The organism is Halomicroarcula saliterrae, assembly GCF_031624395.1.
Classification (GTDB): Archaea; Halobacteriota; Halobacteria; order Halobacteriales; family Haloarculaceae; genus Haloarcula; species Haloarcula saliterrae.
Genome location: NZ_JAMQON010000001.1, coordinates 450988 through 462988, shown reverse-complemented (window position 1 = coordinate 462988; position 12001 = coordinate 450988). Strand labels below are relative to the sequence as shown.

General features: G+C 69.6%; 12 protein-coding genes. 4 read left to right on the top strand and 8 right to left on the bottom strand.

The features are described 5' to 3' along the window. Window positions 1-41: 41 nt before the first annotated feature. Together NDI56_RS02485 and NDI56_RS02480 are read right to left on the bottom strand one after the other, a co-directional pair. Window positions 42-437 carry a PIN domain-containing protein gene (locus tag NDI56_RS02485; protein ID WP_310917833.1) on the bottom strand — a complete coding sequence of 132 codons (396 nt, stop codon included), beginning with the start codon at window positions 435-437 and terminating at the stop codon, window positions 42-44. Beyond that, entirely contained in the window at window positions 434-673 is a 240-nt protein-coding gene (locus NDI56_RS02480) for a hypothetical protein (RefSeq protein WP_310917832.1), read from the bottom strand. The genes NDI56_RS02485 and NDI56_RS02480 overlap by 4 nt, the downstream gene beginning before the upstream one ends. Window positions 674-793: 120 nt before the next feature. On the opposite strand from NDI56_RS02480, the gene gatE reads away from it, so the two are divergent. After that, a complete protein-coding gene (gatE, locus tag NDI56_RS02475; RefSeq protein WP_310917831.1) occupies window positions 794-2668 on the top strand; it encodes a Glu-tRNA(Gln) amidotransferase subunit GatE in 1875 nt (624 codons plus the stop codon). A gap of 62 nt (window positions 2669-2730) precedes the next feature. Further along, entirely contained in the window at window positions 2731-4233 is a 1503-nt protein-coding gene (locus NDI56_RS02470) for a DUF7504 family protein (protein ID WP_310917830.1), read from the top strand. A gap of 12 nt (window positions 4234-4245) precedes the next feature. Here the strand turns inward: NDI56_RS02470 and NDI56_RS02465 are convergent, their stop codons facing one another. Both NDI56_RS02465 and NDI56_RS02460 read right to left on the bottom strand, forming a co-directional pair. Continuing rightward, window positions 4246-4968, bottom strand: a complete 723-nt coding sequence (locus NDI56_RS02465) for an RNA methyltransferase (RefSeq protein WP_310917828.1) — start codon at window positions 4966-4968, stop codon at window positions 4246-4248. Continuing rightward, the gene (locus tag NDI56_RS02460; protein WP_310917827.1) at window positions 4965-5489 is read right to left on the bottom strand and encodes a DUF8114 family protein; all 525 of its coding nucleotides are present in this window, start codon (window positions 5487-5489) and stop codon (window positions 4965-4967) included. Before NDI56_RS02460 ends, NDI56_RS02465 begins: the two co-directional genes overlap by 4 nt. A 260-nt stretch (window positions 5490-5749) precedes the next feature. Here NDI56_RS02460 and NDI56_RS02455 point away from each other — a divergent pair, with 260 nt between their 5' ends. Further along, a complete protein-coding gene (locus NDI56_RS02455; RefSeq protein ID WP_310917826.1) occupies window positions 5750-6445 on the top strand; it encodes a 6-hydroxymethylpterin diphosphokinase MptE-like protein in 696 nt (231 codons plus the stop codon). An 18-nt stretch (window positions 6446-6463) separates the two neighbouring features. Here the strand turns inward: NDI56_RS02455 and NDI56_RS02450 are convergent, their stop codons facing one another. The 4 genes from NDI56_RS02450 to NDI56_RS02435 form a co-directional block, all read right to left on the bottom strand. Next, on the bottom strand, window positions 6464-7462 hold the full coding sequence (locus tag NDI56_RS02450; protein WP_310917825.1) for a TIGR04024 family LLM class F420-dependent oxidoreductase: 999 nt from the start codon (window positions 7460-7462) through the stop codon (window positions 6464-6466). Window positions 7463-7649: 187 nt separating this feature from the next. Then, window positions 7650-8747 carry a glycosyltransferase family protein gene (locus tag NDI56_RS02445; RefSeq protein ID WP_310917824.1) on the bottom strand — a complete coding sequence of 366 codons (1098 nt, stop codon included), beginning with the start codon at window positions 8745-8747 and terminating at the stop codon, window positions 7650-7652. Window positions 8748-8751: 4 nt separating this feature from the next. After that, on the bottom strand, window positions 8752-9942 hold the full coding sequence (folP, locus tag NDI56_RS02440) for a dihydropteroate synthase (RefSeq protein WP_310917823.1): 1191 nt from the start codon (window positions 9940-9942) through the stop codon (window positions 8752-8754). Between the two features lie 61 nt (window positions 9943-10003). Further along, window positions 10004-10501 (bottom strand): dihydrofolate reductase, encoded by a 498-nt coding sequence (locus tag NDI56_RS02435; RefSeq protein WP_310917822.1) that lies wholly within the window; start codon window positions 10499-10501, stop codon window positions 10004-10006. A 183-nt stretch (window positions 10502-10684) separates the two neighbouring features. Here NDI56_RS02435 and rbcL point away from each other — a divergent pair, with 183 nt between their 5' ends. Further along, complete coding sequence (gene rbcL, locus NDI56_RS02430; RefSeq protein WP_310917821.1) at window positions 10685-11959, top strand: type III ribulose-bisphosphate carboxylase; 1275 nt, start codon at window positions 10685-10687, stop codon at window positions 11957-11959. Window positions 11960-12001 lie beyond the last annotated feature (42 nt).

Sequence of the window (12001 nt, the reverse complement as noted above, 5' to 3'; positions counted from 1 at the left end):
GCGAGCAGCGAGCGAAGCGAGCCGTGAGCGATGACCAGCGATTAGTAGGTCTCGTACTCGACGCCCAACCGGTCGAAGTCGTCGACGTTGTCGGTCAGAACTCGCTCGCCAAGTCTGTCCGCAACGGCCCCGATTAGCCCGTCCTCGGTATCGACGCCGTTCGCGCCACCAGCCCCACTGTCGGCTCTCGCCAGCAGTTCGGCCCCGCGCCGAGCCGTCTCCTGGTCGATATCGGCGTGGGGATACATCAACAGGAGATTCCGGACACGACGGCGTTCGTCCGCCGAGTCAGTGTATGCCGCACCGTAGTGGAGTTCCCACACCGACGGCATCGCGACCCGCTGGACGACTCCCCGGTCGTACAGCGCGACCGCTCGGTCGAACGCGGCTTCGTCGCCGTCCTTGAGGTCGAGCAAAAACGAGGTGTCAAGTATCATTCGAACCGTTCACGAACCCCATCACGTCGCTCCCGACCGCGCTCGCGTCTCCGTTCGACAGCGTCTCGCAGCGCGGCTGCCGCCCGCTCGTCACCCCCGCTGATGACCTCGGCGAGCACGTCGGGGTCCGGCCCGCGGGTGAGCCGTCGGAGCGTCTCCTCCATCGTCTCGCCCTCGTGGTTGTGCGCACGAACGAGTTCGTGAAACTCCTCGGAGACACGAATCGTTTTACTCATCGTATACTCAGTTATACGAGAGGCGATTTACAGTTTTCGCCGGGACTGTGACCGTTCCGCGTCCCGGGAGTGGAAGCCGAAGGGAGCGTTTTTTGGCCCCCGGTCCCGCAGACGACCATAATGACTGACGCCGATTTCGACTACGAGGCGCTCGGACTCGTAGCCGGGCTTGAAATCCACCAGCAGCTGGATACGGCCACGAAGCTGTTCTGTGCGTGTCCGACCGCGCTGCGGGAGCCGGAGGCCGCCGACCACACCTTCACCAGATATCTCCACCCGACGAAAAGCGAGCTGGGCGAGATAGACGACGCCGCCCTGGAGGAGAGCATGGTCGACCGCGAGTTCGAGTACCTCGCCTACGACACCACCTGTCTGGTCGAGGAAGACGACGAGCCGCCCCACCGGGTCGACCGCGAGGCCATGGAGACGGCCATGGAGATCGGCCAGCTGATGGAGATGCACGTGGTCGACCAGGTGAACGTGATGCGGAAGATAGTCGTCGACGGCTCGAACACCACGGGGTTCCAGCGGTCCATGCTGGTGGCCAACGACGGCGAGATACAGACGAGCGAGGGACCCGTCGGCATCGAGGACATGCTGCTGGAAGAGGAGTCCTGCCAGCGCGTCGAGGAGACCGACTCGGGCGTTCGCTTCTCGCTCGACCGGCTCGGGATTCCGCTGGTCGAAATCGGTACCAAGCCCGACATCCGCTCGCCCGAGCAGGCCCGCGAGGCCGCCGAGCGCATCGGCATGCTGCTTCGCTCGACGGGGAAGGTAAAGCGCGGCCTCGGGACGATTCGCCAGGACGTGAACGTCTCCATCGCCGAGGGCGCCCGCATCGAGCTGAAGGGCGTCCAGAGCCTCGACGACATCGACGACCTGGTCCGCAACGAGGTCCGCAGGCAGGTCGAACTCATCGACATCGCGGCGGAGCTGGGCGAGCGCGACGCCGCGGTCGGCGACCCACAGGACGTGACCGACGTGTTCGAGGGGACCGACTCGGGCGTCATCGGCGGTGCCCTCGACAGCGGCGGGCGCGTGCAGGCGGTCCTGCTGGAGGGGTTCGACGGCCTCGTCGGCCGGGAGATACAGCCCGACCGCCGGCTCGGTACGGAGTTCTCCGACCACGCCAAGCGCCACGGTGCCGGCGGCATCTTCCACACGGACGAACTGCCGGCCTACGGCGTCACCGAGGCTGAAGTCGAGTCCCTGCGAGCGGCCGTCGGGGCCGGTCCCGAGGACGCCGTCGCCCTCGTCGCGGACGACCCCGAAACCGCCGAGCTGGCTATCGACGCGGTCGTCGAGCGGGCCGAGACGGCCATGGACGGCGTGCCCGAGGAGACCCGCGACGCGATGGAGGACGGCACCTCCCGGTACCTCCGGCCCCTGCCCGGCGCGGCCCGCATGTACCCCGAGACTGACGTGCCGCCGGTCGAACCCGACCCAAGCGAGGTGGCGACGCCGGAGCTGCTCACCGAGAAGGTCGCGCGCTACGAGGCGGCGTTCGGCCTCGATTCGGGGCTCGCCGAGCAGGTGGCCTACGGACAGCGGTGGCCGCTGTTCGAGTCGGTGGTCGAGAGCGGCGTCGACGCGACGCTCGCGGCCGGGACGCTCGAATCGACGCTGACGGAACTGCGCCGCGACGGCGTGGCCGTCGGGGCGCTGACCGACGACCACCTCCGCGAGACGCTCGAACTGGTCGACGGCGGCGACGTGCCCCGGGAGGGCATCGAGGACCTGCTCGCGGCGCTGGCCGAGAGCCCCGAGCTGACCGCAGCGCAAGCGGTCGAGCGGGAGGGGCTGGGCGGTGTCGACGATGCGGAAGTGCGCGAGGCCGTCGCCGACGTCGTCGAGCGCAACGCGGACCAGGTCGAGAGCGAGGGGATGGGTGCGTTCTCCGGGCTGATGGGCGAGTGTATGGGCGCGCTGCGGGGGAAAGCCGACGGGGACACCGTCAGTAACGTCTTGCGCGAGGAGATACAGAAACGCGCCTAACAGGTACGCCGGGCGACACCTTCGGGCGATACACTTCTAATACACCCTCTCGTAACGCCGCTATGTTTACTGTCGGATCGTTACTGCCCGTCGAGGGAATCCCTCCCGGCTCGACGATGCTCGTCGTCGGCCCGCCGATGACCGGGAAACGGACACTCACCATGGAGCTGCTGGCGGCGGGGTTCGACGAGGAGGGCGTGGCCGTGGTCTCGACGGACGCCAGCGCCGCCGACGTGCGGACCTCGCTGGCCGAGTTCACCGACGGACCGGCCGAGGCGCTCCCCCTCGGCGTGGTGGACTGCGTCGGAGACTCACACGGGTCCGAGGGGGTCGGGCCGCTCGACAGCCGCGTGAGTTCGCCCGCCGACCTCACGGGCATCGGGATGGAGCTGACGACGCTGCTGGAGCGGCTCTACGCCGACCACTCCTCCCGGCTCCGCTTTGGCCTGCTCTCCCTGACGACGATGTCGATGTACGCCGCGCCCGAGCAGGTCGTCCGCTTTCTCCACGTCGTCACCAGCCGCATCAGCGACGCCGACGGCGTCGGCTTCGTCGTGGCCCACGCCGACACGATAGACGAGGAGCACCTCCAGCAGCTCCGGTCGTTCGTCGACGGCGTTATCGAGGTCCGCGAGACCGAGGAGAGCGCGCAGCTCCGCGTGCTCGGCCACCCCAGTGGGACCACGGACTGGACACCGTTCCAGCCGGGCCGACAGTCAGCCGACGCGGCCGACGGCCCGGCGGGCGTCGACGACACCGAGCAGTCGCGTGTCACCCGTCCGGCCGACGGTCCAATCGCCGACTCGCTCCGGGATATCTTGGCCGGCGTGCGAGCCGACGCACCGACTCTGACCGTGTGCAACTACAGCGGCCCGCCGGAGGAGCTGGCCGTCGTCGAGCGGTACGTCGGGCGCCACGGGGTCGACGTTCGGACGGCCTCGCTCGATGTCGACCAGCCCCGGTCGGTGGCGCTGTTGCACCACGGCGACAATCTGCTGGCCAGCGAATCCGTCCCCGCGCTCCGGGGGGCTATCGACATCGAGTCGGCGACGACCGACGGGCTCGGGAAGCGACACACGAGCGACCTGCTGACGAAGCTCGAACGGTCGGTGTTTGGCGCCTCGACCGCCGAGAAGGGGCTCCTCGTCGACGTGAGCCACAGCGTGGAACTGCTTGCCAACCGGACCGGTTCCGGCACGCTACACGCCGGCTTCCAGCGGCTCTCGAATCTGGTCGGCGACGACGGGGCCGCCCGTATCTACGAGCGCCTCGCCGCGAGCGGCGTCGACGTGCACGTCTATGGCACCCCGGACACGGAGACGACGGTGCCGGGCGTGACCATCCACGAGATAGCCAACGAGGAGATAGCGAACTCGTGGTTCGTCGTCTACGACGGCGGTGGGGACCCGGACCGGCGGGCGGCCCTGCTGGCCCACGAACTCGACGGCGACAACGAGTACGACGGGTTCTGGACCTACGAGGGCGACATCGTCGCCGACATCGACGCCTACCTCACGGCGACCTATCTCGGTGACGCGACCCCGTCGGAGCGGGCCGGGAACTGAGCCGTCCCGCGGTCACTCCCTCTCCCGCTCGATGCGCTGTCGGGCCCGCCGGAACACGCCCCTGAGCGTCTTGGCCTCGCGACCGGTCGGGTGGGCACGGCCCACCAGCCGACGGAACAGCCGCCGGACGCGGTGGCGCTTCTCCTCGGGGTGGTCGATGCTGTCGAGGAACGTCGAGAACTCCTCGTGGAGTCCCTCGACGGCCGGCTCGTCGGCCCGGGCGTGGAGCTCTTCCGGGTGCTGGTCGCGCTCGACGGTCAGTTCCCGCAGTTCGTAGAGGACGATAGTCGCGGCCTGCCCGAGGTTCAGGACCGGGTAGTCGCCGCTCGCGGGAATCGAACAGATCTCGTCCAGCCGGGCGAGTTCGTCGTTCGTGAGCCCGACCCGCTCGCGGCCGAAGACGAGGCAGCTATCGCTGTCGACGCCCCGGAGCGAGTCGGCCAGTTCGGCCGGTGTCTTCGCGGGGTAGCGGACGTGGCTGGAGTCGTCCTCGTTGGTCGTCGCGGTGCAGGCGACGGTGTGGTAGTTCTCGACGAGATAGTCGAAGCTCACCTCGCGGGCACCGGGGAGGATGTCCTCCCGGGCCTGCCCCGCGAACCCGTAGGCCTCCCCGTCGGGGTCGAGTTCCGGCGGGTCCACGAGCAGCAGTTCCGACAGGCCGAAGTTCTTCATCGACCGGGCGATAGTGCCGACGTTGCCCGGCGTCTCGGCGTCGACGACGGCGACCGATATCATACGTCGAGGTCGTCGAGGTTCAGGTCCATCGCGTCGAGGTCCGACTCGTCGATGCCCGCTATCTCCTCCTCGAAGCCGGGGATGGCCTCGTTTCGGCCGGGGGCCTCCGGCAGCGACGTGGGGTCCTCGTCGACGTGTTCCAGCCCCTCGTAGCCGTCGGGGGCGCGGTTGCCGTCGAGGAACCACTGGTGGAAGGCGTCCCGAAGTTCGAGCTCGCCGGCGAAGTCAGTCCCGCCCTCTTCACGGAACCAGTAGAGGAAGTCGGGTTCGTGGGCCGAACACAGCACGACCTCGCCGCGTGGCTCGCCGTAGATGGCCTCGGCGACGTTGCACTCGTCGATTCGGTCCTCCCCGTAGGCCAGCCAGCAGGCGTCACAGGGGTCGACGACCCGGTCTGCGAGCACGAGCAGACGCTGGCGGTCTTCGGGCTCCATCGTCGCCAGCGGCCGCACGCGTCCGTCCTCGCCCAGCACGTCCTCGTCGAATCGCCAGCCGCGCAACCCGATGTTGACCTTGCCCATACCCCGTGTTGCCGACAGCGAGATTAAAAGGGCGCGATGTCGGGCGTTGTCGCGGCGCCACCGCGGAGCCGCGGTAGCCCGCCGGAGACGACTGGTGTCGAGGTGAGCACTACTCGTTCGCAGGTGTGAGTAAGAGAAAGCTTATACCGGAGGCGTCAAAACACTGGCGTGAAAGCCGGAAGGGCACCCGGGTAGGGGTACACGGACGTGCCATTTCGGCTCAACCCGCTTTATCTGGAACGAATCGTTCAGCGATAGCTATGGAATTTCACACGTGGGAACCGGTGTACGAGGGGCTGCTCGCGGCGTTTGGCTACCCCCGTGACGGGGACGAACGGGCGCGGGATAGACTCGGTGAGCTGCTGGCCGACGCGGAGACGTACCACCCCGACCGGCTCGGTCTGGACGGGCGAACAGTCGCTATCGCCGGCGCCGGCCCCTCGCTGGAGGCCGAGGCAGACCGGGCGGCCGAGGCCGACCGCGTGCTCGCGGCGTCGACGGCGGTCGACCGCCTGCAGTCGGTCGGCGTCACCGTCGACGCGATGGTGACCGACCTCGACAAGAACCCCGAGACCGGTCGCTCGCTCACCGAATCGGGCACGCCCGTGTTCGCCCACGCACACGGCGACAACGTCCCGGCGGTCGAACGGCACGTCCCGACCTACGACGCCGACTTCGTGGTCCCGACGACGCAGGCCGCCCCGACCGGGGCCGTCCACAACTTCGGCGGGTTCACCGACGGCGACAGGGCGGCCTTTACCGCCGACCACTTCGGGGCCGCCGAGCTGGTGTTTGCCGGCTGGGACTTCGAGGACCCGGACGTGCCCCCGGCCAAACGCGAGAAGCTCCGCTGGGCCGAGCGGCTGCTCCACTGGCTCGAACGGCGCCGCGACGAGCGCTTCGCCGTGCTGGACGGGCGCCGCGGCGACATCAGCCCGTTGGCCGGGGCCCAGTAGGGCGCTCGCCCGGACCGCCTACGGCGCGAGCACGGCCATCGTCGCCTCGATGTCGGCCCGCTCGGCCGCCCGCGGGAAGGAGATGTTGAGCGCGTCCACTCCGTCGATAGCCTCGAACTCGCCGATCCGGTCCCGACACTCCTCGGGCGTGCCGGCGACGGCCAGCGCGTCGAGCAGCTCCTCGTCGATCGCGGCCACGGCGGTCTCGCGCTCGCCGTTGTTCCACCGCTCGAACACCTCGCTGGCGGTCGCCTCGTACCCCTGTCTGGCGAGCGCGTCCCGGTAGTAGGTGCCCATCCCGCCGATGTAGAACGCGACGTGCTGGCGGGCCAGCTCCCGGGCCCGCTCACGGTCCTCCAGCGCACAGCAGGGGACCGACAGCGTCACCCGCTGGCTCCCCCGGTCGCGGTCGCCCAGCTCGGTCCCGCGGTCGAAGTCGCCGAGCCGGTCGGCCATCCCGTCGGCGGTAAAGAGGATGGCGTGCCAGCCGTCTGCAAAGCGCCCCGCGAGCTCCACCGATTTCGGGCCCAGCCCGCCGGCGTCGATTGGCGGGGCCGGTGACGGCGGCTCACAGCGGAGCCGAAAGCCCGAGAGCTGGAAGATATCGCCGTCGTACTCGACGGTGTCGCCCGACAGCACCCGTTTCACGATATCGATGGTCTCGCGGGTCCGGCGCAGCGGCCGCTCGAAGGCGGCCCCGTGCCACCCCTCGATGACGCGCGGTCCGGAGGGGCCGAGGCCGAGGCGCAGGCGTCCGTCGGCGACCTCCTGTAGCGTGGCCGCGGTCTGGCCGATGACCGCCGGCGAGCGCGAGTAGACGTTCAGGAGGGAGGACCCGATACCCACGTCGGTGGTCTCCCGGGCGATGCTCGAAAGCGCTGTGACGGCGTCGCGGCCCCACGTTTCCGGGAGCCAGAGCCGCTCGTAGCCGTGGGCCTCGGCGAGCTGGCCCAGACCGACCAGCGTCTCGACGGACGGCTGTGCGGCGACGGGGAGATAGATGTCTCTGTCCGTCATCGGTCACTGGTGTCGTGTCGCAGTCGGGACAGTCCTGTGGTGAAGACGGCTCGTGACGGAGTCCGAAAGCGTGTCGCCGGCATAGCTATAGCTGTGCCCGCCCATGGTATAAAATCACACGGGCGCCGGATCGGGCCCCGTTGAAACGGATTCCAACCCGGCTCGCGTTGCCGCAGTCGCTCGGCGCTCAGCCCGGTCGCGACCCGAGCGCCTCCCGAGAGGCGTCGAGCACCGCCGTCGGCGGGAGCGTCGTCTCCGTCCACGCCGGCAGTCGGTCGTCCGAGCCGGGCGGTCGGATGCGCTCGGCGTAGGCGGCCACCTGCGAGCGCTCGGCCTCGGCGTCGTAGGCCAGCCCGTTGACCGCCGCGTCGGCCCCGTACTGTCGGACGAGTTCGGCCGCCGCGTCCCGGTACGCCCCGGGCAGGCTGTCGTAGTCGGGCGAGAGACCGTGGTCTTCGAGGACGCGGAACAGCGCCTCGCCGACTTCCTCCGCCATCGTCGACAGCCCGCCCCGGCCGCCGACGGGCCGGTGGTCGTGGCGGTGCATCCCGAGGTCGACCTGCGCGGTCGCGGCCTCGCCGACCACGTCGTAGGCTTCGCCGAGCATGCCTATCTCCAGCCCCCACGCCCGCTGGGCCCGAATGGAGCGGGCGGCCTCGGCGGTGAACGCGAACTCGCCGGCCAGCGGGTAGCGGAAGGCGGAGAGATAGGCGAGCAGCGGGTCGTGGTGGGTAGTAGAGAGCGCACGCAACAGCGGCGCGACGAACAGCCGGGCGAGCCGGCCGTAGAGCTGGCCGTCCTCGACGCGGGCGTAGTACCCCTTGACGAAGGCGTGTCCCATCCCCAGCGGGGCGAGCAGGCGCGGCACGTGCGCGGCCGAGTACGTCGAGGCGTCGGCGTCGTGCACCGCGACGTAGTCGGCGCGGCTCGCGGCCAGCCCCAGTCCGAGCCACACGTCCCGGCCTTTCCCCATCGCGCCGTCGAGCCCGTGCGCGTCGAGCAGCGGCGCCACCGTCGGCGCGTTACACCACAGCGTCGTCACGTCGAGGTCGAACCGCTCCACCCAGCCCTCGAAGGCCGCAGCGACCTCGGGCGGCCCGCGAAGGGGCACGACGACCTCGCTCGGCCCGACCGTCGATAGAGCCTCGAAGACGTTCGTCGGTGTCACGGCGGCCTCGCACTCCCCGGCGATGGGGACGACGACCGCGCTGTCGCCCGCCGGCATCTCGGGGACCTCGTCGGTCAGGTCGTGCAGCGTCGTGATGCGTTCCTGTAGGTAGTCCATGCGGTCACTCCGACAGCGTCGTGTGAATCGCTTCGACGAGCGGCTCGAAGGCCGCCGTCCCCGACAGCTCCGTCGCGACGGCCCGGAGCGTGTCCGGCCGGCCGCCGACGACTGCCCCGCCGTCACCGGCACTGACGACGAGGCCGGTCTCTTCGGCGACGGCGGCGAGCGTCGAGGCGGCCTCGGGAGCCAGTCCTGCGACCTCGAAGACGCGGCCGACGTAGGCCTCGCTGACGCCCGTCGCCGCGCCAAGCCGTTCCAGATGGCGCGACACCTCGCCCGAGTGGCGGGCGTCGAGTTCGGTGACGGTCACGCCGTCGTCCGCTTCGTAGGCGCGCTCGGTGAACGCCTCGCCGATGCGGGCCGCGTCGACCGTCTCAGCGACGTCGTGGGTCCGGACGATGTGTGCGCCCCGTTCGACGGCCATCGCCGTCGCGGCCAGAGAGACGGGCAGGGCCGCCTCTGTCGAGCGGTCGGCGATGGTCCGGAGGAAGTTCTTCCGGTTGATGGAGACGAGGATGGGGCGACCGAACCCGCGGAACTCCCGCAGGCGCTCGAAGGTCGCGTGGTCGTCCCGAATCGTCTTGGCCTCGCTCCAGCCGCCAAAGGCCGGGTCGACGATGGTCTTCTCGGTGAGGCCGTTCTGTTTCAGCGCCTCGTACACCTGGTCGACGTAGTCGGCCGACTCGGCCCACTCCGGCGAGCGGCGGGCGGCCCAGTCGGTCTCCTCGACGGCGCCGGGCCGTTCGAGGTCCGGCGGGCTCGCCATCTTGGCGACGGCCACGTCGTACTCCCGGCAGACCGCGGGCATCTCGGGGTCGGCGAAGCCACAGATGTCGTTGACCATGTCGAAACCGCCCTCGATGGCCGCCTCGGCGACCTCGGCGTAGCGGGTCTCGATGGAGTAGACGGCGTCGCCGCTGACGGACTCGATGGTTTCGAGGGCGATGTCCAGCCGGTCGAGCTCCTCCTCGGCGGAGAGCACGTCGAGCCGTTTGTTGGCCGACTCCAGCCCGATATCGACGATGTCGGCCCCCTCGCCGACGAGCTCCTCGTCGACGTAGGCTGCGGCCTCCGCCGGGTCGTCGTACACCGAGGGCGAGTACGGCGACTCCTTGCTGACGTTCAGCACGCCCATGATGCGTGGTGGCTGGTCGTCACCGATCTGCAGCCCTGCCGCGTCGACCGTTTGCATAGCCGTCACCAAGGACTGGTCACGGTAAGCGTTGGTGATTGCGGCACCGCCGTCAGGCGGGTCAGGCCGACGCGTTCTCGGGGTCGAGCGGGGCCTGGTTCTCGTACTCGACGACCTCGAACTGGTCGTACTCGTGGCGCGCCTCGACCGACCAGTCCGTCCCGAGATAGGGGAACACGCGGCTCGCGACCGCCGTCTCGGGCAGCTCCGAGACGAACGCCCGGTGTGCGTAGGGGAGGAACATGGCGTAGATCGACTGGCCGCCGATGACCCAGCCGGTGTCGCCCTCGGCGGCGACGGCGTCGACGGCGTCTCCGACGGTCGAGACGAAGGTGGCGCCGTCCTCGTCGTACTCCTCGGGGCTGCCGGTGACGACGACGGGGTGGGTGCCGCGGATGCGGGTCATCCCCTCGTGGGTCTTGCGGCCGACGACGACCGGGTGGTCGGCGACGCGGTCCTTGTACTGCTGTTCGTCCGCGTCGTAGTGCCACGGTATCGTCTCGCCGTCGCCGATGACGCCAGTGCGGGCCACGCCCGCGATGAGTCTGAGTTCCACCATGGGCGGTGTTCGGGTGCGCCGCCTAAGCGAGTGTCGCCGCTGGGTGCCCTCACAGCGGACTCGGCCACCGCGGATTGAACAGCCAGAAAGGGACAGCTGGCTCTCAAAAGCAGTGGGAGTCGCGAGAGGAGACGGCTCGTAGCACCGCCCCAGATTTATCACGCCAGCGTGCGTACTGTTATCATGGTAGGAATTACCTACGAGGACTTCCTCGACCTGGACCACGAGCCCGACGAGACCGAACTCGTCTGTGCGTTCTACGTCGAGCCGGCCGCCGATCAGACCCCGGAGTCCGCGGCCAGCCGGGTCGCGAGCGAGTCCTCCAACGGCACCTGGGCCGAGCTGCAGGTCGAGGGGTCGGTGACGGACCTCTCGGCGACGGCCTGTGGCATCGAGGACGCGACGGTGAGCGAGGGCCGCGACGGCTACCGCGTCACCGTCGCCTACCCCGACGCCCTCTTCGAGCCGGGGAACATGCCCCAGGTGCTGTCCTGTATCGCCGGCAACATCCTCGGGATGAAGGCCGTCGACCGCATCCGCCTGCAAGACTGCACGTGGCCCGAGCCGCTGGCGACCTCCTTTCCCGGGCCGCAGTTCGGTACCGGTGTCCGAACCGACATCTTCGACGCGGGCGACCGGCCGATTACCGCGACGGTCCCGAAACCGAAGGTCGGGCTCTCGACCGACCAGCACGCCCAGATCGGCTACGAGGCCTGGACGGGCGGGCTCGACCTGCTGAAAGACGACGAGAACCTCACGGACCAGTCGTTCAACCCCTTCGAGGACCGCCTGACCGAGTCGCTGGCGATGCGCGACAGGGCCGAAGACGAGACCGGCGAGACGAAGTCCTACCTGCTGAACGTCACCGCCGCGGGGGGCGAGATGCTGGAGCGAGTGGACCTGGCCGCCGAACACGGCTGTGAGTACGTGATGGTCGACGTGGTGACGACGGGGTGGGCCGCGGTCCAGCAGGTCCGCGAGCGCTGTGAGAAACACGGGCTGGCCATCCACGCCCACCGCGCGATGCACGCCGCCTTCGACCGCCTGCCCGACCACGGCGTCTCGATGCGCGTCGTCGCACAGGTCGCCCGGCTCTGTGGCGTCGACCAGATCCACACCGGGACCGCGGACCTCGGGAAGCTGGCCAACGAGGACACTGTCGGCATCAACGAGTGGCTCTACTCGGACCTGCACGGGCTCACCGACGTGCTCCCGATGGCCTCGGGCGGCCTGCATCCGGGGCTCGTCCCCGAACTCGTCGAGCGCTGCGGGACGAACATCGGCGTGCAGGCCGGCGGCGGGGTCCACGGTCACCCCGACGGGACCCACGCCGGCGCGAAAGCGCTCAGAGCCGCCGTCGACGCCGTGGCCGCGGGCCGCGACATCGAGGACGCAGCGGCGGAGACCCCGGAGCTAGCCGTCGCACTGGAGCAGTGGGGGACGGAGACGCCGCGGTAGGTGTCGGACACACCGCCGGCGGCCGGACACTGACAGTTTTAT

What these genes read in the sequence shown, in the direction of transcription:
- NDI56_RS02485 (WP_310917833.1), bottom strand. Translation starts at nt 437, where the DNA reads ATGATACTTGACACCTCGTTTTTGCTCGACCTCAAGGACGGCGACGAA.
- NDI56_RS02480 (WP_310917832.1), bottom strand. Translation starts at nt 673, where the DNA reads ATGAGTAAAACGATTCGTGTCTCCGAGGAGTTTCACGAACTCGTTCGT.
- gatE (WP_310917831.1), top strand. Translation starts at nt 794, where the DNA reads ATGACTGACGCCGATTTCGACTACGAGGCGCTCGGACTCGTAGCCGGG.
- NDI56_RS02470 (WP_310917830.1), top strand. Translation starts at nt 2,731, where the DNA reads ATGTTTACTGTCGGATCGTTACTGCCCGTCGAGGGAATCCCTCCCGGC.
- NDI56_RS02465 (WP_310917828.1), bottom strand. Translation starts at nt 4,968, where the DNA reads ATGATATCGGTCGCCGTCGTCGACGCCGAGACGCCGGGCAACGTCGGC.
- NDI56_RS02460 (WP_310917827.1), bottom strand. Translation starts at nt 5,489, where the DNA reads ATGGGCAAGGTCAACATCGGGTTGCGCGGCTGGCGATTCGACGAGGAC.
- NDI56_RS02455 (WP_310917826.1), top strand. Translation starts at nt 5,750, where the DNA reads ATGGAATTTCACACGTGGGAACCGGTGTACGAGGGGCTGCTCGCGGCG.
- NDI56_RS02450 (WP_310917825.1), bottom strand. Translation starts at nt 7,462, where the DNA reads ATGACGGACAGAGACATCTATCTCCCCGTCGCCGCACAGCCGTCCGTC.
- NDI56_RS02445 (WP_310917824.1), bottom strand. Translation starts at nt 8,747, where the DNA reads ATGGACTACCTACAGGAACGCATCACGACGCTGCACGACCTGACCGAC.
- folP (WP_310917823.1), bottom strand. Translation starts at nt 9,942, where the DNA reads ATGCAAACGGTCGACGCGGCAGGGCTGCAGATCGGTGACGACCAGCCA.
- NDI56_RS02435 (WP_310917822.1), bottom strand. Translation starts at nt 10,501, where the DNA reads ATGGTGGAACTCAGACTCATCGCGGGCGTGGCCCGCACTGGCGTCATC.
- rbcL (WP_310917821.1), top strand. Translation starts at nt 10,685, where the DNA reads ATGGTAGGAATTACCTACGAGGACTTCCTCGACCTGGACCACGAGCCC.